This window comes from Devosia sp. YR412, from assembly GCF_900110945.1.
Classification (GTDB): domain Bacteria; phylum Pseudomonadota; class Alphaproteobacteria; order Rhizobiales; family Devosiaceae; genus Devosia.
The window spans coordinates 888,792-908,417 of sequence record NZ_FOFL01000002.1 but is presented as its reverse complement, the minus strand read 5'-3'; the positions used below and the strand labels follow the sequence as shown (position 1 = coordinate 908,417).

Sequence of the window (19,626 nt, the reverse complement as noted above, 5' to 3'; positions counted from 1 at the left end):
GCTTGGTCCTTGAGGAGGGATCAGTTGGCGGTGGCTTCGGCCAGGGCAGCTTCCTGCTTCTGGCGGAGGAGCTTGAGGTCGTAGCGATTGAGCTCGGCACGTGTCTGGGGCAGCGGCACCAGGGCCATGGTGAGGCCGGAGCGGCGCACGGTGCCGATGCCGAAAGAGGAGCCTTCCACCATGCGCAGCACATCGGTGGTGAGGATGTCGGTCGCGGCGTGCTGACCCATGCCAACGATCACCGGAATGCCGTGCCAGACCGAAAAGCGGTCGTGGTGGATGTGGCCCGAGAGAATGCCGAGGACATTGCGGCCCTTGAGCAGGGCGGCGAGGGTCTGCGACTGGGTGAATTCAATGGTGCGCCAATGGTCCCAGGGCGGGGTATCGCCTAGCGCCGGAGCGTGGTGGGCAACGATCAGCTTGGGCAGGTCAGGATGGCTGTCGAGAGCCGCTTCGAGCCAGGCAAACTGTTCGGGCTCAATGCTGCCGCCGATCTGGCCGGGCGTCGTGGTGTCGAGCGTGATGATATGGACGCCCTCGATGACCTGTTCGTGGTCATAAGGAAGTTCGAGATCCTGGGTCTGGCCCAGCATGCCTTCGTAGAAGCCGGCGCGGGTGTCGTGATTGCCAATGGCATAGATGACGGGCAGGTCGGTGGCGGCCATGATGGACTTGAGCTGACGATAGCTATCGGCATCGCCGCGATTGGTCAGGTCGCCGCTGGCGATGATGAATTTGGGCTTCTGATCCATGGTGCCGATCAGCTCGAGCACGCGGGCCAGGGTGGCCGACGTATCGCTGAACAGGTGATCGTCGGGGACAGCAGGGTTGCCGACATGGAGGTCGGTGATGTGGATGAAGAGGGTTTCGGCCATGGTCGTGCTCCGTTGCTGGGCACGACCTATGCCTGTCCTGTCTCAGTGACGTGACGAGTTTGGAACGCTGTATGAATCGGGAGCAGGGGGCAGCTTGAACATCGGCGCGGTGGCGCTGACCACTTCGGCGAGGACGACGTTGGCATCGGCCAGATCGAGCTTGTGGCCGGTCAGTTCATCGGTGCGGCGGCGATTGCGCGTCATCTGGGTGCGCACGCCGAGCAGGCAGGAAATGCGGAAGCCGATTTCCACTTCGCTGAGCCAGGGCGCGACCTTGCGGAAATGCGGGATGAACTGCAGGTGATGCTCCACATCCTCGATCATCGGGCGGAAGATTTCCGGGTGGTCGCTAGATTGGGCAATGGTGGTCATGTGGCGCAGCACGCCGTAGCTCGACTGCGGATCAAGGCTCCAGCGGATCGAGGGGCCGACGAGGGCGAGGATCAGGTCTTCGACGCGGGCGGGAGCCGGATGGGCGCGTTCGATGGCCGTGTGCAGCAGGGCCAGCCGTTCGGCGTTGAGACGCAGATAGACCCGCTCGCCAGCCGAAAAGATCAGCTGTTCCATGCTGCCAAAATGGTAGTTCACGGCGCCGAGGCTGGCGCCGGCACGCTGGGCGACGCTGCGCACCGTGACCTCTTCGGGATGGGCAGCCGCGCGCAAAAGGTGCTCGCAGGCGCTGCGAAGCCGGTCGGCAGTGCTGGCGGTTTCCATCTCGCGGGACATAGACGAAGGCTATGGCCCAGTCCGGTGACAGAGTGGTGACAGGTCAGGCCTGCGGGTCGGCTGGTGCCTCGACCACGACGTCCTGACCGAAGGCGGCGGCAGGGACATTGCCATTCTGCTCGGCGCGGTCGCGATAAAGCGCGGCGCGGGCGAGCAGCATCAGGGTGACCGGGGTGGTCAGCGAGACGAAGATGACGATCAGCACTTCATGCACGGCCGGGCGCTGGCCGGTGACCGAGAAGTAGAGGATCGAGGCCAGGAGGATGCCGATGGCGCCGAAGCTGGTGCCCAGCGTCGGGGCGTGAACGCGCTCGTAGAAGCTGTCGAGACGCGCGAGGCCAAGGCAGCCGAGGAGGGTCAGCAGCGAACCGGCCAGGGCGAAGAAGCCGACCAGCAGGGCGGCCCAGACGGGAAGTTCGCTCATTCGATCACCTCGCCGCGCATCAGGAATTTGGCGAGGGCGACGGTCGAGACGAAGCCAAGGATGCCGATGACCAGGGCGGCCTCGAAGTAGACGCTGGTGCCGACGCGAATGCCGAACAGCACCAGCATCAGCATGGCGGCAACATAGAAGGCGTCGAGGGCGAGGATGCGATCCTGGGCGCGGGGGCCACGGATCATGCGGGTGGTGGCTGATATCATGGCGCCGGCCAACATCAGCTGGGAGACGAGGATGCTCCAGAACAGGATGGTTTCGCTCATTGGAAAATCTCCAATAGCAGGCTTTCGTAGCGATGCTTGATGGTGTCGATCCAGGCCTGTTCGTCGACGAGGTCGAGCACGTGAATGAGAACGGTGCCGCGCATTGCGTCATACTCGAGCCAGGCTGAGCCCGGGGTGGCGGTGATGATGCAGGAGAGCACGGCCAGCGCCGAGCGGTCGCGCAATTCGAGCGGCAGCAGCAGGAAGCCGGAGTGATGCTCGCGGTGGCGGCCGTCGAGCACGATGCGAGCCACGGCGAGATTGGAGCGCAGCACGTCGACGGCGACCAGGGCCATCAGCTGGATGATCTTGAGCGGCTTGCGGATGCGCGGCCGATCCGGTTCGAGCGCGGCGAGGGCGCGGCCGGCAAACAGCGCGACCAGAGTGCCCAGCAGGATGTGGCCAAGGCCGAGCGATTGCTGCAGCAATAGCCAGAGCGCCAGCATGCCGAGCGAGAGCAGGGGATAGGGCAGGATCTGGCGCATCATGGTGCCACCTCCACGACAAGCGGTGTGGCCAGGATATTGCCGATCTCGATGGCCGGGGCATGCAGGTTTTCGGCCGTGATATACATATAGTCCATCACCGGGCCGGCCATGACAGTCATCACCACGGTGAGGCCGAGCAGCAGCAGGATGGGCGCGATCTCGATGACGCGGACCGGGGCGGGTGTATCCGACATGGTGGCCCAGAAGGTCGAGATGCCGGTACGGGTGAGTGCCACGAGCGCGGCAAAACCGGCAAAAATCATCAGGCCAGCCAGCCACCAGGCCGCGGGGGTAATCGGGGCGATCTCGGTCAGACCCTGGGGGTTGAACAGGGCCGAGATGATGGCGAATTTGCCGAGGAAACCAGCCAGCGGTGGCAGGCCGGCGAGCAGCAGGACGCAGATGGAAAAGCAGATGCCGAGCACGGCCAAGGCGCCGGGAATGGCGAGGCCGACCTCGTCGTTCTCGGTCTCTTCCTCGTCATCGCCATAGGCTTCGAGCGTGATGGCCAGCACGTCGGCACCGGCGATGCGGATGCGTTCGAGCAGTTCGACAATCAGGAAGAAGGCGCTGACGGCCAGGGTCGAGATGACGAGATAATAGAGCGCGCCGCCGGTGACGAAGGCATTGCCCATGCCGATCGCGGCCAGCAGCGTGCCGGAGGATACCAGCACGCAATAGCCGGCCAGGCGGCCAGTGGTCTGGGCGGCGAGAATGCCGACGGCACCGAAGGCGATGGTGGCCATGCCGCCGAGCTGCAGCACGGTCTGGCCGAGGCCCGCCGAAGCGCCGGCCTCGATGCCGAAGGCCAGGGTCGAGAGGCGCAGCACGGCATAGATGCCGACCTTGGTCATGATGGCGAACATGGCGGCGACCGGCGCGGTGGCGGCGGCATAGGTGGTGGGCAGCCAGAAGCCGAGCGGCCACATGCCAGCCTTGAGCAGGAAGGCAAGGCCGAGGAAGGCGGCGCCGGCTTCGAGCAGGCCGCGATCGAGTTCGGGAATGGTCGCGACCTTGGCGGCAAGGTCGGCCATGTTGAGCGTGCCGGTGACGCCATAGATCAGCGCCGCGCCGATCAGGAAGAGGAAGGAAGCGCCGAGGTTGACGGCGACATAGTGGAGGCCCGCCTTGATGCGGGCGAGGCCCAGACCATGCAGGGCCAGACCATAGGAGGCGGCGAGCATGACTTCGAAGAAGACGAAGAGGTTGAAGATGTCGCCGGTGAGGAAGGCGCCGTTGAGCCCCATCAGCAGGAACTGGAACAGGGTGTGGAAATTCGGACCAGCTGCGTGCCAGCGGGCCAGCGAATAGACCAGGGCCGAGAGGCCGAGAACTGAAGTCAGCAGCACCATCATAGCGGAGAGGCGATCGGCGACAAGCACGATGCCGAAGGGCACCGGCCAGTTGCCGAGCGGATAGCTGACGGCGAGCAGGTCAGCCGGGTTGGCGGCCCGGATTACCATGGCCACGCTGAGGAAGACCAGGAGGGCCGTGGCGAAGACGTTGATGAAGGCCTTGGTGACGCGCTGGCGGTCATCGAGCATCAGCATCAAAGCGCCGGTGGCCAGCGGCAACAGGATCGGCAAGACGGTGAGGTGGTCAAGCAGAGAGGTCATCAGCGCTGCTCCCTGCCATCGACATGGTCGGTGCCGGTGACGCCGCGGGCGGCCAGCATGACGACGAGGAAAAGCGCGGTCATGGCGAAGCCGATGACGATAGCGGTCAGCACCAGCGCTTGCGGCACCGGGTCTGTGAACTGGGTCGGGTCAATGGCGCCGCTGGCGGTGACCGGCGCAGCGCCGGTCTTGAGGCGGCCCATGGCGAAGATGAAGAGATTGACCGCATAGGACAGCAAAGAGAGACCGATGATGACCTGGAAGGTGCGCGGGCGCAGCATCAGATAGACGCCGCAGGAGGTCAGGACACCGATGCCGATGGCGAGAATGAGTTCCATCAGCGGCTCTCCACCGGTGCGTCAGGGGAGACTTCGGCCTGCTTGATCGGAGCGGCATGGCGTGCCGCCTTGGGCGAGCGCACCGACTGGTGGGCCAAGGCGATCAGGATCAGCACGGTGGCGCCGACGACCAGGCTGAAGACGCCGAGGTCAAAGATCAGTGCCGAGGCCATGGGGACACGGCCGATCCAGGGGATTTCGGCATATTGGAAGGCGGTGGTCATGAAGGGATAGCCGACGAACTGCGCGGCAACGCCAACCAGCAGCGCCAGCAGCAGCCCCGAGCCGATCCAGCGGACGGGCAGGATGCGCAGGCGGTCTTCGACCCAGCGCGTGCCGCCGGCCATATATTGCAGGATGAAGCCGATCGACATGACGATGCCGGCTGCAAAGCCGCCGCCGGGCTGGTCGTGGCCGCGCAGGAAGAGATGCACGGCGAGCACGATGATCACCGGGAACATCCAGTTCATGATCACCGAGGGGATCAGCAGATATTCACTGACCGTATCGCCCTGGCTGCGCTCGGGGGCGCGGTCGTCGAATTCGGCCTGGATGCGCTGCTGTTCGGGCTTGGCGATGGATTCGCTGGCCGGACGGAAGCGGCGCAGCACGGCAAAGACCGTCAGCGCGACGATGCCGAGCACGGTGATTTCGCCCAAGGTATCGAAGGCGCGGAAATCCACCAGCATGACGTTGACGACATTGGTACCGCCGCCGAGCTTGTAGGCGTTTTCGAGGAAATATTCGGAGATGCCCTCGGGGATCTGCCGGGTCATCACGGCATAGGCGACGACGGTCATGCCGACACCGGCTAGGCCGGCCAGCACGAGGTCGCGATAGCGGCGGATGCGGGCTTTCAGGACCTGGGCCTCGTCGCTGAGGTCTTCGACGCGCTTGGGCAGCCAGCGCAGGCCGAGCAGGATCAGCACAGTGGTGACGATTTCCACCAGCAGCTGGGTAATGGCGAGATCGGGGGCCGAAAACCAGACAAAGGTGATGCAGGTGACGATGCCAGTGCCGCCGAGCAGGATCAGTGCCACGAGACGGTGGAACTTGGCCTGTTGCGCGGCGGCGACTGCGCAGACAATGCCGATAGCCCAGAGCAATGCAAACACCGGGTCGAAGCCGGCAAAGCTGAGATTGATGCCGCCGAGGCGGCTCATCAGCAGGCTGGCGGGAAGGGCGACGGCGAGCAGGAACAACAGGAAGAGCTGCGGCTGCAGGCGGCGGGTACCGAAGCGCGCCTCGAGCCGGCGGGCCCATTTGCTGGTGATGGTCAGCATGATGCGCTCGAAAATGCGCTTGCCCTGCAGCTGGCGGATCAGCGGCGGACCGTCGACGCCCTGGGCGAGATAGCCATAGAGCGCCCAATAGAGCAGCACGCCACCGACCAGGGCGACGCCGCTCATGGCGAGGGCGAGGTTCCAGCCGTGCCAGACCGAGAGGCTATAATAGGGGGTGTCGGGGCCGGTGACCGACACCACCGCAGCGGCCAGATAGGGCGCGATGGTAATGCCGGGGATGACGCCGACGACAAGGCAGAGCAGGACGAGGATTTCGATCGGCCGGCGCATCAGGGCCGGTGGCTCATGCGGCACCTTTTCGAGGCCTTCGGGCTTGGGGCCGAAGAAGACGCCGTGCACGAAGCGCAGCGAATAGACCACGGCGAACATGCTGGCGATGGTGGCGCCGATCGGCAGGGCGAGGTTGACGAATGGATTGGCGTCGCGCTCGGCCACTTCGGCGAAGAACATTTCCTTGGAGAGGAAACCGTTGAGCAAAGGCACGCCGGCCATGGCGGCGGAGGCGACCATGGCGAGGGTGGCGGTAAAGGGCATGAAGCGGAACAGGCCGCTGAGCTTTCGGATGTCGCGCGTGCCGATCTCGTGGTCGATGATGCCGGCGGCCATGAACAGCGAGGCCTTGAAGGTAGCGTGGTTGGCGATGTGGAAGATCGCCGCCACGGTGGCCAAGGGCGTCGACATGCCGAGGAGGGTGGTGATCAGGCCGAGGTGGCTGATGGTCGAATAGGCGAGCAGGCCCTTGAGGTCGGTCTGGAAAATGGCGGCATAGGCGCCAAAGATCAGCGTCGCCATGCCGGCGCAGGTGACGATCCAGAACCAGGCATCGGTGCCGGCCATCACCGGCCAGAAGCGGACCAAAAGGAAGACGCCGGCCTTCACCATGGTGGCCGAGTGTAGATAGGCCGAGACCGGGGTCGGGGCGGCCATGGCGTGCGGTAGCCAGAAGTGGAAGGGAAATTGCGCGCTCTTGGTCAGGGCGCCGAGCAGCACCAGCAGCAGCGCTGGCAAATAGAGCGGATGCTCGCGGATCAGGTCGCCAGAATCGAGCACCACGTCGAGATCATAGCTGCCCACCATCTGTCCGATGATCAGCATGCCGATGAGGAGGCCCAAGCCACCGAGGCCGGTCACGGTCAAAGCCATGCGGGCGCCATCGCGGGCCTGGGCGAGGTGGAACCAGTAGCCGATCAGCAGGAACGAGGTGAGCGAGGTCAGCTCCCAGAAAATCACCAGCTGGATGATATTTCCGGACATGACCAGGCCCAGCATGGAGCCCATGAAGGCGAGGAAGAAGGCGAAGAAGCGCGGTACCGGGTCCTTGGGCGACATGTAATAGCGCGCATAGAGCACAACGAGCAGGCCTACGCCGGTGATCAACACGCCGAACAGCCAGGCGAAGCCATCGAGGCGCAGGATGATGTTGAGGCCTAGCGCCGGGATCCAGGCGATCTCCTGGCGCACTACGCTGCCATTGGCAACCTGGGGGAAGAGGTAGATCATGATGCCGAGACCGGCGACGGCGGTGGTTCCTGCTAACCAGGCTTCGGCATTGCGGGCGTTCTGAGGGAGCAGCGCGGCCACGAGGGCTGCACCGAACGGCACGAGCAATGCGAATGTCAGCAAGAATGATGGCGTCATTATCGCGGGGGGCACCTTCGGATGGCAAAATGTGGGTAAGCGCGTTCCTGTTTAGAACGGCTCAAATTGTTTTGGTCTGCGAGGGGGCAATGCGCAACCCCGAATGTGGCGGAAGGGCAGAAAAGTCGCAGGTGAAGCTCAGCCGCCGGCGCCCTGGTAGCGACTGAGGGCGTAGCGCCAATGGGCTACGGCGAGCAGGGCGATGATCGGGCCGGCGAGCAGCGCGGCGAGCCCGGCGAAATCGCCGAGCAGCGGCACCGGCTTGCCGAGCAGCACGGCGACGGGCACGGCGCTGATATAGCCGAGCGGGACCACGGTCAGCAGCACGGCCTGGATGCCGGTAGGGAAGATGTTGATCGGATAGCGGGTCAGTTCCCAGAAGCCGAAAAAGATCGAGAACAGGTGGTTGGAGCGGACCCAGATCATGGCGGTGGCACCGATCATGGTGATGACCGCGCCGGTGACCAGCGTGGCGCTGAGCAGGCTGCCGGCAAAGAACAATACGGTGCCGAGGCTCCACTGCACGCCGGCGGCCATCAGCGCCCAGATCAGGACTGGGATGGCCAGGGCAATATGGCCGGCATAGCCGACGTTGAGTCCGGAAAAGATCAGATAGGCCCAGGTGTTGATCGGCTTGGTGAGCAGGGCATCGAGCGTGCCGAGACGGACCAGGTCTTCGAGGTCGCGCAATTGGGTGAAGCTGACCGAGGCGCCCAGCGCATAGGCGAGAAGCTGGAAGGAAAACAGCAGCGCCAGCTCGGGCCAGTTCCAGCCGCCGAGCAGGTCGAACTTCTGCAGCAGGATCCACATGCCGAGCAGTACGGCGCCATAGGAGAGGATCTGCGCCAAGCGGTCGAGCCAGAAGGCGCCGCGATATTCCATCTGCGATTTGACATACATCCGCACCAGCAGCGGCAGGATGGAGAGTTGGTGGCGCATGGCTCAGCCCCCCTGCACGGTGATGCGATTGGCAGCGCGACGCCATAGCAGGGCAAGGACGAAAGCCAACAGGACAGTCCAGGCAAGGCCGAGGCCGAAATAGAAGAGGGTCTGGGGGATATCGAAGCGCCCGAGCCAGACGGCGGAGGGGTAGTAGACCAGCCAGGCCAGCGGCTGATGGGCGGCGATGGTGCCAAAGGGTTCAGGGAAGAACCAGAAGGGGATGAGCATGCCCGAGAGCAGCGTGATCAGGCTCTGCAGCAGCCATTCGAGTGAGAAGACGGTCATCAGCCAGAAGGCCAGTATCCCGAAAATGGCAGCGCAGAGGAAATGGATGAGAAAGCTCAGGGCGCAGAAGGCGATAAATATTACGCCGTGGAACAGGCTGGTCGGCGGATACATGCCATAGACCAGTGCGACGATGACGATGGTGGGCACGACCGCGAGCAGGAACGTATAGGCCGAGGCACCGGCCTCGATGGCGAGCAGGTAGAGCGGATAGTGTACCGGCTTGAGCAGCCAGATGGCGACGTCGCCAGTCTTGAGCGCATTGCCGACATGGCGGACGATCCGGTCATAGCGCGTGGCTCCCATCACCACGCCGCCGAGCAGGGCATAGGTGATCATGTCCTGAATGCTGATGCCATCGACCATGGTGGCGCCGGCATACACGGCCAGCCAGATAGCGACGCGGGCGAAGACCTGCACCAGCTTGCCAAAAATATTGGCCCAGACATCATTGCGATAGGCGAAGCTGGTGAGAAAGCCGCTGCGCACGAAGGCGGCATAGGCGCTCACTGCGCAGCCGCCGCTGCAGCATTGCGGCGCTGGTAGAAGGTGCGGATCACCTCCTCGATATCGGGCTCATGCAGGGCGACGTCCTTGAGGTCGCGGTCGCTGCCGACTTCGCCCAGCACCTGCACGAGGGAGACGTCATCGCGTTCGAGCAGGTAGTGCTTGCGCAGGCCCTCGTCGCTGGTGAGCGTGGCGCTGCTGAGCGGGACCGGACCGGGATCGCTGGCAAATTCGAGGGTCAGGCGACGCGCCGAACCGAGGGCCGAGCGCAGGCGGGTCAGTTCGCCGTCAAAGATCAGCCTGGCCTGATCGACCATGATCAGGCGGGGGCAGATGGTTTCGATATCCTGCAGGTCGTGGGTGGTGAGGATGATGGTGACGCCGCGCTCGCGGTTGATCTCGGCGAGGAACTTTCGCACCGCGTCCTTGGCGACCACGTCGAGGCCGATGGTCGGCTCGTCGAGAAAGAGGATTTTTGGGTCATGCAATAGCGACATGACGATTTCGGCGCGCATGCGCTGGCCGAGGCTGAGCTGGCGCACGGCGCGGTCGAGAAAGGGCGTCAGGTCGAGCAGGGCGCTGAAGCGCTTGAGATTGTCCTGATAACGAGCGGCGGGAATTTCATAGATGCGCTGGTGCAGGGTGAAACTGTCGAGCAACGGCAGGTCCCACCACAGCTGGCTGCGCTGGCCGAAGACCACGCCGATCTGGCGCGCATTGGCCATGCGCTCGGCATGCGGCGTGCGGCCGAGCACCGAGAGCGTCCCGGCACTGGGCAGCAGGATGCCGGTCATCATCTTGATCATGGTGGACTTGCCGGCCCCGTTGGGGCCGAGATAGCCGACGGCTTCGCCGGCAGTGATGTCGAAGCTGATGTCGGAGACGGCGGTGACCTCGGTATATTCCGTGGTCACCAGAGACTTGAAGGCGCCGAGCAGCCCCGGAAACCGCTTATGCTGCCGGAAGCGTTTGCTGATGCCCCGGGCCTCGATCAAAGCTGTCATGGCGGTCCCCCTGGGCGGGAGACTAGCCGATTCTTTTCGGCGCGAAAGCGCCGTCAGGCGGCGTCGTTGATCAGGTCTTCGGCGAGGCCATATTCGTGCAGCTTGCGGTACAGCGTCGAGCGACCGATCTTGAGCGCACGTGCAACGCGCGACATGCGGCCGCCGTGATGCTCGATGGCAAAGACGATGGCGGCGCGTTCAATCTCGGCCAGAGCGGCGATTTCGCCGGTCGCGGCAAGGAAGCGGTCGGGCGCTGGCGCTGGTTCGTTCTCCACGGCGCGCAAGCGTGCCGAGGCCATGTCGATATGGGTCGGCGCGGCGGCCACGGGGACGGATTCAATGGCCTTGAGGGCGATGTCACGGCCGGAGGTCTGGGCGAAGACCTGGGGGAAATCCACGGCTTCGAGGAAGGCCGCGTCGGTCAAGACGATGGCGCGATAGACGGCGTTTTCGAGCTGGCGGATATTGCCCGGCCAGTCATAGCTCAGCAGCAGATCCAGCGCCGTCGGGGAAATGCCCAGCACGCGCTTGCCGGCTTCGGCCGAGAAGCGGGCGATGAACATGGCGATCAGTTCGGGGATGTCTTCCATGCGCTCGCGCAGCGGTGGCACATAGATCGGGAAGACGTTGAGGCGGTAGTAGAGGTCTTCGCGGAATTCGCCGGATTTGGCGAGGTTGAGCAGACGGCGATTGGTGGCCGAGATGATCCGGACATTGACGCGCTCGGGGCGCGTGGCGCCGAGCGGTTCGATCTCGCCATCCTGCAACACGCGCAGCAGCTTGACCTGGGTTTCGAGCGGCAGTTCGCCGACTTCGTCGATGAACAGCGTGCCGTTATGGGCTTCGGCGATTTTGCCGATCTGGTCGGTGACGGCGCCATTGAAGGCGCCCTTCTTGTGGCCGAACAGCACCGAGTCGATCAGGTTGGGCGGGATGGCGCCGCAGTTGACCGTGATGAACGGCTTGCCGGCGCGATCGCCGGAGCCTTGGATGATGCGGGCAATCAATTCCTTGCCGGTACCGGTCTCGCCTTCGACCAGGACAGGAATGGTCGATTTGCCGGCCTTGGCGCAAAGGGTCAGTACGCGGGCCATGCTGGGCGCCTTGGCAATCATGTCGGCGCTGGAAAAGGTGCCGGCCTTGCGGGCGCGTTCCGAGCGGATGGCGGCTTCGAGCGCATCGAGCTTCATGGCATTGCGCAGCGAAATGATCAGGCGTTCGGGGGCGACCGGCTTGGCGAAATAATCGGCCGCGCCATTGCGCATGGCCGAGATGACGGTTTCGAGTGACGCATTGGCGGTCTGGATGATGACCGGCGTGGTCAGGCCCTCGCGGCGCATGGCATCCATCACGCCCATGCCGTCGAGATCGGGCATGACCAGATCGAGGATCATGGCGCCGATATTGCGGTCTTCGCGCAGGATGGTCAGGGCCTGCTCGCCGCCGGTGGCGGTGAGCGGCTTGAAGCCGGCGCGATTGGCCACCTCGGCAGTGAGGCGCAATTGTACCGGATCATCATCGACTACGAGAACGCGCGTCATCCAGGCTCCAGTCTTCTTCGGGCGGCATCGAATCGTGTGCCGTTTTGGGAGGAGCATGGTCGGAGGGTGTTAAGGGGCGATTAATCATGAGGAATTTGTCGGGTTCCGATGCCACCCTTTCCAACCCAAGCCCGGCTGGCTAAGGTCCGCGGCAAATCAGAACAGCCGGAGAGAGTGCCATGACCGCAGAAGCTCAAAAGGGCCACAACCAGTTCGGAAACCTCCCGGTTTGGGACCTCAGCGACCTTTATCCCGGCAAGGATAGCCCGGAATTCAAGGCGGATCTGGAGCAGGCCAAGGCATTGGCGAGCCAGTTCGAAGCGGATTACAAGGGCAAGCTCACCGAGCTGACCAAGGCCGGCAAGCTGGTTGCGGCGATCAAGGACAGCGAAAAACTGGGCGATCTCAGCGGCAAGATCGGCTCGTTCTCTTTCCTGCAATATGCGCAGAAGGCGACCGACCCGGACCGCGCCAAGTTCATGGGCGATACCAATGAGGCGCTGACCAACCTCTCCACCAAAGTGCTGTTCTTCGAACTGGAGCTGAACCGGATCGAGGACGCTGACCTCGAGGCGGCCTTTGAGAAAGATGCCGAGCTGGCGCGCTATCGCACCTGGTTTGCCGAGCTGCGCAAGGCCAAGCCCTATCAGCTCGACGACAAGCTGGAAGAGCTGTTCCACGACAAGTCCACGACGGCCTATTCGGCCTGGAACCGGCTGTTCGACGAAACGCTGTCGAGCCTGACCTTCGAGGTGGACGGCGAGACGCTGAACATGGAATCGACGCTGCATCTGCTGTCTGAAAAGGACGAGAAGAAGCGCGAAAGCGCCTTCAAGGCGTTGGGCAAGACGCTGGCGGCCAATAGTCGCCTGTTCACCCACATCACCAATGTGCTGGCCAAGGACAAGGAAATCTCCGACCGCTGGCGCGGCTACGACAACGGTGATGGAGGCCTATGGCAAGTTCTCGCCCGAGCTGGCCGAGGTTGCCGCGCCGTTCTTTGACTCGGGCTGGATCGATGCGCCGACCGGCGATGGCAAGCTGTCGGGCGCCTTCGCCCATCCCACCGTGCCGAGCGCCCATCCTTATCTTATGCTCAACTACCTCGGCCGATCGCGCGATATCATGACCTTGGCGCATGAGCTGGGCCATGGCGTGCACCAGCGGCTGGCGGCGGCGCAGGGACCGATCCTGGCGAACACGCCGCTGACGCTGGCCGAGACGGCTTCGGTGTTTGGCGAGATGCTGACCTTCCGTCACCTGCTCAACAATACCACCGACCCGAAGCAGCGGTTTGCCCTGCTGTCGAGCAAGGTGGAGGACATGCTCAACACCGTGGTGCGGCAGATCGCCTTCTACACCTTCGAGCGGCGGGTCCATACGGCGCGCCGGCAAGGTGAGCTGCGCACGGAGGAGATCAACCAGATCTGGCTCGATGTGCAGAAGGAATCCCTAGGCGATGCGATCATCTCCAATGAAGGCTATGACATCTTCTGGGCCTACATTCCGCACTTCATCCATTCGCCCTTCTACGTCTACGCCTACGCCTTTGGTGACTGCCTTGTGAACTCGCTCTACGCACAGTATGAGAAGGCCAGCGACGGCTTTGCAGAGCGCTATTTCGAGCTGCTCAAGGCCGGGGGGAGCAAGCATCATTCCGAGCTGTTGAAGCCGTTCGGACTGGACGCCAAGGATCCCCAGTTCTGGTCGCTCGGCCTGTCGATGATCGAGGGCCTGATCGACGAGTTGGAAGCGACTTCCCCATAAGCCGACTTTCGGCTGATAGACTTTTAGACGACTGGACTAAAGAGGACCAAATGGCCACCAAGCACCGCCCAGAGCACCATTCCGAACTGCAGGTCGAATCCCCGATGGATTATGCCCAGCACGAGGCGACCTATAATAACTTCCTGACCGCCGTGAAGTGGTCGGTCATTGGCCTCGGCATTGCTGCGGTCATTCTGTATTTCCTGATCAAGCCCTGATCGCACCGGGTTTAGCAGGCACTTGAGTAAAGCCTGTCCGTCCGGCAGGCGGGCAGGAGAATTTCATGAAAATTGCGATCGTCCGCGAGCGTTTCGAGGGGGAGAACCGCGTCGCGGCCACCCCCGAAACGGTGGGCAAGCTGATTGCGCTGGGCGCCAGCGTGTCGATGGAAAAGGGTGCGGGCCTTGGCTCGCGCATTCTGGACAGTGAATATGTGACGGCCGGCGCGGCGATTGCCGCCAGTGCCGACGCGGCGCTCAAGGGTGCCGAGGTTGTTCTGACGGTGCGCCGGCCGACTGCGGCTTCGCTGTCTGGCGTGGCCAAGGGCGCGCTGGTGATCGGTGCGCTCGACCCCTATGGCAATGACCAGGACGTGCAGGCGCTGGCCAAGGCCGGCGTGACCGCCGTCTCGATGGAATTCATGCCGCGCATCACCCGTGCGCAGGTGATGGACATCCTCTCTTCGCAGGCCAATCTGGCCGGTTATCAGGGCGTCATCGAGGCGGCGGCGGCATTCGATCGTGCGCTGCCGATGATGATGACGGCAGCCGGCACGGTGCGTCCGGCCAAGGCCTTCGTCATGGGTGCGGGCGTTGCCGGTCTCCAGGCTATTGCAACCGCCAAGCGCCTCGGCGCGGTGGTTTCGGCCACCGACGTGCGTCCGGCCGCCAAGGAGCAGGTGGAATCGCTGGGCGGCAAGTTCGTCGCCGTCGAGGACGATGAATTCAAGCAGGCCGAAACGGCCGGCGGCTATGCCAAGCAGATGTCGGCCGAATACCAGGCCAAGCAGGCCGAGCTCACCGCCGCCCATATCGCCAAGCAGGATATCGTCATCACCACGGCGCTGATCCCGGGACGCCCCGCGCCGCGGCTGATCACCCGGGCGATGGTCGAATCCATGGCGCCGGGTTCGGTGATCGTCGATCTGGCGGCCGAGCGTGGCGGCAATGTCGAGCTGACCGTACCGGACAAGGTGATCGAGCATAATGGCGTCACCATCATCGGCTATACCAATATGCAGGGTCGGATCCCGACCACGGCCAGCCAGCTCTATGCGCGGAACCTCCTGGCCTTCCTCACCACGCTGATCGATGCCAAGGCCAAGACGCTCGCCATCAACTGGGACGACGAGCTGGTCAAGGCGACCGTGCTGACGCGCGACGGTCTCGTGGTACATCCGAGCTTTGTCGGCGCCGCCATGGTCGAAGAAGCGAAGCCTCTGGCCAAGCCGAAGGCCGCGCCTAAAGCGCCCGCTGAAACGGTCGAAGCCAAGGCCGCGCCGATCAAGACGGGTGCGGTTTCGGCTGTGCCTGTGAAGAAGCCCGTAGCCAAGAAGGCCGTTGTGGCTGCGATGGCCGATACGCCAAACAAGGCAGCGCCTGGTGTCGAGCAGTCGATTCCGGCTGCCGCTGAGCCCGCCAAGACGCCGGCCAAGCGCGCCGCCGTCAACAAGGCCGTTGCCGTGGTGGATGCCGCTGCGGCGCCCAAGCCGATGAAGGCCAAGCCGATCACCAGGCCGGCCGAGTATGTGGAAGACCACAAGCCGGCGGTCGCCGCCAAGCCCGTGGCGAAGAAGCCGGCGGTCAAAAAGCCGGTGACCAAGCCAGCTGAGGCCATTGAAGATCATGCGCCGGCCAAGCAGCCGGCTGCCAAGAAACCCGCTGCAGCCAAAAAGCCGGCAGCACCCAAGGGGACAGAATAAATGGAAGCGACGGCAGAACAGAGTGCCGATGTGATCACGGCCGTGGCTCATGCCGCCATTGGCGGGGCGATCGATCCCTTCACCTTCCGGCTGGCGATTTTTGTGCTGGCCATTTTCGTCGGCTATTTCGTGGTGTGGTCGGTAACCCCGGCGCTGCATACGCCGCTGATGAGCGTCACCAATGCGATCTCGTCGGTGATCGTGGTGGGTGCGCTGCTGGCAGTGGGCGTGCAGCTGGCAACTGATGGCAACTGGATTTCCAAGGCCTTCGGCTTCATCGCCCTGGTGTTTGCCTCGGTGAATATCTTCGGCGGGTTCCTCGTCACCCAGCGCATGCTGGCAATGTACAAGAAGAAGGGCTAACGCCGATGATCTCTGCAGATATCGCAGCGCTGCTCTATCTCGTCTCGGGCGTGCTGTTCATCCTGGCGCTGCGTGGCCTTTCCAATCCGCGTTCGGCCCAGCAGGGCAATCGCTTCGGCATGATCGGCATGGGCATTGCCATTCTGACCACGCTGGCGCTGGCCGCGCCGTCCGACTGGATCAGCTGGGTGCTGATCCTGGGCGGCATCGGTCTCGGTGGTGGTATCGGCGCCTATATGGCCCGCACCGTCAAGATGACCGACATGCCTCAGCTTGTGGCCGCCTTCCACTCGCTGGTTGGTCTCGCCGCGGTGTTTGTGGCGGCAGCGGCGCTTTACGCGCCGGAAGCCTTTGGCATCGGCATTCCCGGCGCCATCCATGCGCAGGCGCTGGTCGAAATGTCGATCGGCGTGGCCATCGGCGCCTTCACCTTCACGGGCTCGGTCATCGCCTTTGCCAAGCTCAACGGCAATATGAGCGGCAAGCCGATCATCCTGCCAGCGCGCCATGCCATCCATATCGTGATGGGCGTCGCCATCATCGCGCTGGTCTGGGCTTTCACCACCTCGGCTGAGCCTTGGCTGTTCTGGGCCATTACCATTCTGGCTCTCGTGCTGGGCGGGTTGATGATCGTCCCGATCGGCGGCGCGGACATGCCGGTGGTTGTCTCCATGCTCAACTCCTATTCGGGTTGGGCAGCGGCGGGCATCGGCTTCACGCTGGGCAATACGGCGCTGATCATCACCGGTGCGCTGGTGGGCTCGTCGGGCGCGATCCTGAGCTACATCATGTGCAAGGCGATGAACCGCAGCTTCATCTCGGTGATCCTGGGTGGCTTCGGCGGTGACAGCGGTGCGTCCGCCGGTGCGGCCGAGGATGACCGTCCGGTCAAGCAGGGTGCGGCGGATGACGCGGCCTTCCTGATGAAGAATGCCGGCAAGGTCATCATCGTGCCCGGCTATGGCATGGCCGTGGCCCAGGCGCAGCATGCGCTGCGCGAAATGGCCGATCTGCTGAAGAAGGAAGGCGTCACGGTCAAATATGCTATCCATCCGGTGGCGGGCCGCATGCCGGGGCATATGAACGTGCTGCTGGCCGAGGCCAATGTGCCCTATGACGAAGTGTTCGAGCTGGAGGATATCAATTCCGAATTCGCCCAGTCCGACGTAGCCTTCGTCATCGGCGCCAATGACGTGACCAACCCTTCGGCCAAGACCGACAAGACCTCGCCGATCTATGGCATGCCGGTGCTCAACGTCGAAGACGCCGGCACAGTGCTGTTCATCAAGCGCGGCATGGCCGCCGGTTATGCGGGCGTGCAGAACGAGCTGTTCTACCGCGACAACACCATGATGCTGTTCGGCGATGCCAAGAAGATGACCGAAGATATCGTCAAGGCCTTGGGGCACTAACGGACTTACCGCAGCATTTTACCTAAGGTAGGGTCGCCCTCGGGCGGCCCTTTTTCATTGCGTATCTGTTTGTTCTTCCGGGGCCATGGGGGAATAGCATGGCACGAGCACCTTCGGCGGCGACAGTGACAGCGAAGCCGCGGACGCGGCGGCCCAAAGCGGCCCCAACCCCCGAGCCGCAGGCAAAGCCATCGTCGTCCAAGACCGCGGTGGTGGTGATCCACGGCATTGGCGAACAGACGCCGCTCGAGACGCTGCGCGGCTTTGTCGAAACCGTCTATCGCCGCGACCGCTCGCTGGCCAGCCTGCCGGTCGGTGACAACGGCATGCTGGACGTTTCGGTGGTCCCCGATGACGTGACCGGCTCGGCCGAACTGCGCCGCATCACCACGCTCAACGATGGGCCGCAGAAGCGCACCGATTTCTTCGAATTCTACTGGGCAGATATCATGGATGGCACGCCGGTAGACATGGTGACCGGCTGGATCCGCACGCTGGTGTTGCGCTCGCCATGGCGATTGCCGGCGTCTCCAAAGGTGGTCTGGGCCTGGGGCATTCTGGCCGGCATCTTTGCCATCTTCACTGCCGCGGGGCTGGTCTCTGCCGGCTTTGGCGTGGCGCAATTGACCGATGGCAGGCCACCCAATCCCGCCCTCGATGCGCAGCTCGCTTGCATTCGAAACTGGGTTGCCGGCGTCATGGTGGGCGGCGGGCTGCTGTGGTTCATCATCAATTGTCTGCGCGCCGGCTTTCAAATGCATCTGGTGACGCTGAAATGGCCACTCCGGCTTGCCGCTGCCGGCCTGGTGCTTTGGGCCGTACCGGCGACGCTTTTGGGTTCACTACCATTCTGGGCCGCCGGCGTGGCGGCATTGGCTGGCTGGGCGCTGCATAGTGCGGTAACGCCGTTTGCCGGCGATGTGGTGCGCTATGTCCGCGCCACGCCCAGCACCGTCGAGCGGCGCCGGCTAGTGCGCGAACGCGGTGTGGCCTTGCTCGAAGCTTTGCACCAGCGGCGAGCCGATGGCTCGAAGCTTGAGGCTTTTACCCAGGCGGGACCCAATGATCCACCGCCGCTCTACGATCGGATCGTGCTGGTCGGGCATAGCCTCGGCACCATCATCGCCTATGACCTGCTGCAGCTGTTCTGGGAGAAATATGGACCGACCCATCACCAGTCCTGGGATTTCGAAGACCAAGACATCCAGTCCGCACTGCGCGACTGCGACGCCTTGGTCCAAGCGGCTTGGGATCAGCCGCCTCGGTCGGTCGATGCCGCAGACCTATCTGCAGTGCAGGACAGGCTGTTTGACAAATTCAGCAGGCGGCAGCCGTTCTGGCGCATCAGTGACCTGATCACGCTGGGCAGTCCGCTGACCCATGCCGAATTCCTGTTGGCTGATACCAAGAACGAGATCGAGGATGGCTGCAAGGAACGTCGCTTTGCCACCGCGCCGCCGCATCCCGATGTGACGCAGGACAGGCAGAATACCATGCTGCATCTGGCGCCCGGGGCCGATGCGCGGACGTCGCAAGGAGAGCCCGCCATGGTGCCGCATTTCGCGGCACAGTTCTCCACGGTGCGCTGGACCAATATCTATGACGAAGAAAACAATCCGCTGGCAGGCGATTTGATCTCGGGCTCTCTCATCGGCAATTTTGGGCCGGCGATCGCGGAGCATCGGGTTGTGATGAAACGGCTAAACTGGCCGGGCTTTTTGCAGCGGGTGTTCACGCATACCCAATATTGGGTGTGGCACCAAAGCTACGAGCCGGAGGAGGCCAAGGCGGCCGAGGACGATGTGACAAAACCCATCGAAGACCGCCGCGATCTGCTCTGGCACAACGTCCCCCAACACATAGTCCTGCTGCGCCGAGCCCTGCGCCTCGGTCAATAATGCGGCGGTGGCGGTTCCGTCGCCGGGTCGGCGATATGCACGCCGGAGCGGACCTGTTGTTCCATCTGGTCGAGCTTGCGAGTCAGCAGGTCGATCTGGCGCCATTGCGCGGTGATCGTCGTGTTGAGCTCCTCGATGGTCTGGTCCTGAAAGGCGATGCGCATTTCCAGCGCATCGAGGCGGTCGGTCAATTCGGTCATGGCGAAGTCCTTTGGCGCCGCTTCTAGCCCAGATGGCAGGCGTCGCACAGCCGGGCGTGATTGACGTTAACGGAACTCTTTTGCCGCCAGAGCTGTTGC

Annotated in this window: 17 protein-coding genes and 2 pseudogenes; 6 read left to right on the top strand and 13 right to left on the bottom strand. The window is 63.5% G+C overall.

What is annotated here, in order from left to right; all coding sequences use genetic code 11:
• Positions 1-20: 20 nt before the first annotated feature.
• The 12 genes from BM045_RS10740 to BM045_RS10685 all read right to left on the bottom strand — a co-directional run bounded on the left by BM045_RS10740 (position 21) and on the right by BM045_RS10685 (position 11,966).
• Positions 21-875, bottom strand: coding sequence for a metallophosphoesterase (locus BM045_RS10740; protein ID WP_092182966.1), 855 nt, complete (start codon positions 873-875; stop codon positions 21-23).
• A gap of 42 nt (positions 876-917) precedes the next feature.
• Positions 918-1,601, bottom strand: coding sequence for a TetR family transcriptional regulator (locus BM045_RS10735; protein WP_244522948.1), 684 nt, complete (start codon positions 1,599-1,601; stop codon positions 918-920).
• A 43-nt stretch (positions 1,602-1,644) separates the two neighbouring features.
• Positions 1,645-2,025 (bottom strand): monovalent cation/H(+) antiporter subunit G, encoded by a 381-nt coding sequence (gene mnhG / locus BM045_RS10730; protein WP_092182962.1) that lies wholly within the window; start codon positions 2,023-2,025, stop codon positions 1,645-1,647.
• Positions 2,022-2,303, bottom strand: a complete 282-nt coding sequence (locus tag BM045_RS10725; protein ID WP_092182960.1) for a K+/H+ antiporter subunit F — start codon at positions 2,301-2,303, stop codon at positions 2,022-2,024. The genes mnhG and BM045_RS10725 overlap by 4 nt, the downstream gene beginning before the upstream one ends.
• On the bottom strand, positions 2,300-2,791 hold the full coding sequence (locus BM045_RS10720) for a Na+/H+ antiporter subunit E (RefSeq protein ID WP_210185002.1): 492 nt from the start codon (positions 2,789-2,791) through the stop codon (positions 2,300-2,302). The genes BM045_RS10725 and BM045_RS10720 overlap by 4 nt, the downstream gene beginning before the upstream one ends.
• Positions 2,788-4,407: a monovalent cation/H+ antiporter subunit D gene (locus BM045_RS10715; protein WP_092182958.1), complete on the bottom strand. Its 1,620-nt coding sequence runs from the start codon at positions 4,405-4,407 to the stop codon at positions 2,788-2,790. The genes BM045_RS10720 and BM045_RS10715 overlap by 4 nt, the downstream gene beginning before the upstream one ends.
• Positions 4,407-4,745: a Na+/H+ antiporter subunit C gene (locus tag BM045_RS10710; protein ID WP_092182956.1), complete on the bottom strand. Its 339-nt coding sequence runs from the start codon at positions 4,743-4,745 to the stop codon at positions 4,407-4,409. Before BM045_RS10710 ends, BM045_RS10715 begins: the two co-directional genes overlap by 1 nt.
• Entirely contained in the window at positions 4,745-7,687 is a 2,943-nt protein-coding gene (locus BM045_RS10705) for a monovalent cation/H+ antiporter subunit A (protein WP_092182954.1), read from the bottom strand. The genes BM045_RS10710 and BM045_RS10705 overlap by 1 nt, the downstream gene beginning before the upstream one ends.
• Before the next feature lie 138 nt (positions 7,688-7,825).
• A complete protein-coding gene (locus tag BM045_RS10700) occupies positions 7,826-8,626 on the bottom strand; it encodes an ABC transporter permease (protein ID WP_092182952.1) in 801 nt (266 codons plus the stop codon).
• A 3-nt stretch (positions 8,627-8,629) separates the two neighbouring features.
• Complete coding sequence (locus BM045_RS10695; RefSeq protein WP_092182950.1) at positions 8,630-9,424, bottom strand: ABC transporter permease; 795 nt, start codon at positions 9,422-9,424, stop codon at positions 8,630-8,632.
• Positions 9,421-10,425: an ABC transporter ATP-binding protein gene (locus BM045_RS10690; protein WP_092182948.1), complete on the bottom strand. Its 1,005-nt coding sequence runs from the start codon at positions 10,423-10,425 to the stop codon at positions 9,421-9,423. Before BM045_RS10690 ends, BM045_RS10695 begins: the two co-directional genes overlap by 4 nt.
• 53 nt (positions 10,426-10,478) lie before the next feature.
• Positions 10,479-11,966, bottom strand: coding sequence for a sigma-54-dependent transcriptional regulator (locus tag BM045_RS10685; RefSeq protein ID WP_092182947.1), 1,488 nt, complete (start codon positions 11,964-11,966; stop codon positions 10,479-10,481).
• A 179-nt stretch (positions 11,967-12,145) separates the two neighbouring features.
• On the opposite strand from BM045_RS10685, the pseudogene BM045_RS10680 reads away from it, so the two are divergent.
• From BM045_RS10680 to BM045_RS10655, 6 genes and pseudogenes are all read left to right on the top strand, one after another.
• Positions 12,146-13,733 (top strand): annotated as a pseudogene (locus BM045_RS10680) (M3 family oligoendopeptidase).
• 50 nt (positions 13,734-13,783) lie between these two features.
• The gene (locus BM045_RS10675) at positions 13,784-13,951 is read left to right on the top strand and encodes an aa3-type cytochrome c oxidase subunit IV (protein WP_092182945.1); all 168 of its coding nucleotides are present in this window, start codon (positions 13,784-13,786) and stop codon (positions 13,949-13,951) included.
• A gap of 65 nt (positions 13,952-14,016) precedes the next feature.
• A pseudogene (locus BM045_RS10670) lies at positions 14,017-15,231 on the top strand (Re/Si-specific NAD(P)(+) transhydrogenase subunit alpha); the annotation flags it as partial.
• 423 nt (positions 15,232-15,654) lie between these two features.
• Positions 15,655-16,017 (top strand): proton-translocating transhydrogenase family protein, encoded by a 363-nt coding sequence (locus tag BM045_RS10665; protein ID WP_092182941.1) that lies wholly within the window; start codon positions 15,655-15,657, stop codon positions 16,015-16,017.
• Between the two features lie 8 nt (positions 16,018-16,025).
• On the top strand, positions 16,026-17,429 hold the full coding sequence (locus tag BM045_RS10660; RefSeq protein WP_092183239.1) for an NAD(P)(+) transhydrogenase (Re/Si-specific) subunit beta: 1,404 nt from the start codon (positions 16,026-16,028) through the stop codon (positions 17,427-17,429).
• A gap of 98 nt (positions 17,430-17,527) precedes the next feature.
• Positions 17,528-19,327, top strand: a complete 1,800-nt coding sequence (locus tag BM045_RS10655; protein ID WP_139198772.1) for a hypothetical protein — start codon at positions 17,528-17,530, stop codon at positions 19,325-19,327.
• Here BM045_RS10655 and BM045_RS10650 read toward each other — a convergent pair.
• Positions 19,321-19,527 (bottom strand): SlyX family protein, encoded by a 207-nt coding sequence (locus tag BM045_RS10650; protein ID WP_092182937.1) that lies wholly within the window; start codon positions 19,525-19,527, stop codon positions 19,321-19,323. The two genes, BM045_RS10655 and BM045_RS10650, sit on opposite strands and share 7 nt — an antisense overlap.
• Positions 19,528-19,626 lie beyond the last annotated feature (99 nt).

Excerpts from the sequence above, each read along its gene's own strand:
- BM045_RS10685 (WP_092182947.1), bottom strand. The coding sequence starts at position 11,966 with ATGACGCGCGTTCTCGTAGTCGATGATGATCCGGTACAATTGCGCCTC.
- BM045_RS10700 (WP_092182952.1), bottom strand. The coding sequence starts at position 8,626 with ATGCGCCACCAACTCTCCATCCTGCCGCTGCTGGTGCGGATGTATGTC.
- BM045_RS10675 (WP_092182945.1), top strand. The coding sequence starts at position 13,784 with ATGGCCACCAAGCACCGCCCAGAGCACCATTCCGAACTGCAGGTCGAA.
- BM045_RS10650 (WP_092182937.1), bottom strand. The coding sequence starts at position 19,527 with ATGACCGAATTGACCGACCGCCTCGATGCGCTGGAAATGCGCATCGCC.
- BM045_RS10725 (WP_092182960.1), bottom strand. The coding sequence starts at position 2,303 with ATGAGCGAAACCATCCTGTTCTGGAGCATCCTCGTCTCCCAGCTGATG.
- BM045_RS10655 (WP_139198772.1), top strand. The coding sequence starts at position 17,528 with ATGGCACGAGCACCTTCGGCGGCGACAGTGACAGCGAAGCCGCGGACG.
- BM045_RS10735 (WP_244522948.1), bottom strand. The coding sequence starts at position 1,601 with ATGTCCCGCGAGATGGAAACCGCCAGCACTGCCGACCGGCTTCGCAGC.
- mnhG (WP_092182962.1), bottom strand. The coding sequence starts at position 2,025 with ATGAGCGAACTTCCCGTCTGGGCCGCCCTGCTGGTCGGCTTCTTCGCC.
- BM045_RS10740 (WP_092182966.1), bottom strand. The coding sequence starts at position 875 with ATGGCCGAAACCCTCTTCATCCACATCACCGACCTCCATGTCGGCAAC.
- BM045_RS10690 (WP_092182948.1), bottom strand. The coding sequence starts at position 10,425 with ATGACAGCTTTGATCGAGGCCCGGGGCATCAGCAAACGCTTCCGGCAG.
- BM045_RS10715 (WP_092182958.1), bottom strand. The coding sequence starts at position 4,407 with ATGACCTCTCTGCTTGACCACCTCACCGTCTTGCCGATCCTGTTGCCG.
- BM045_RS10705 (WP_092182954.1), bottom strand. The coding sequence starts at position 7,687 with ATGACGCCATCATTCTTGCTGACATTCGCATTGCTCGTGCCGTTCGGT.
- BM045_RS10720 (WP_210185002.1), bottom strand. The coding sequence starts at position 2,791 with ATGATGCGCCAGATCCTGCCCTATCCCCTGCTCTCGCTCGGCATGCTG.
- BM045_RS10710 (WP_092182956.1), bottom strand. The coding sequence starts at position 4,745 with ATGGAACTCATTCTCGCCATCGGCATCGGTGTCCTGACCTCCTGCGGC.
- BM045_RS10665 (WP_092182941.1), top strand. The coding sequence starts at position 15,655 with ATGGAAGCGACGGCAGAACAGAGTGCCGATGTGATCACGGCCGTGGCT.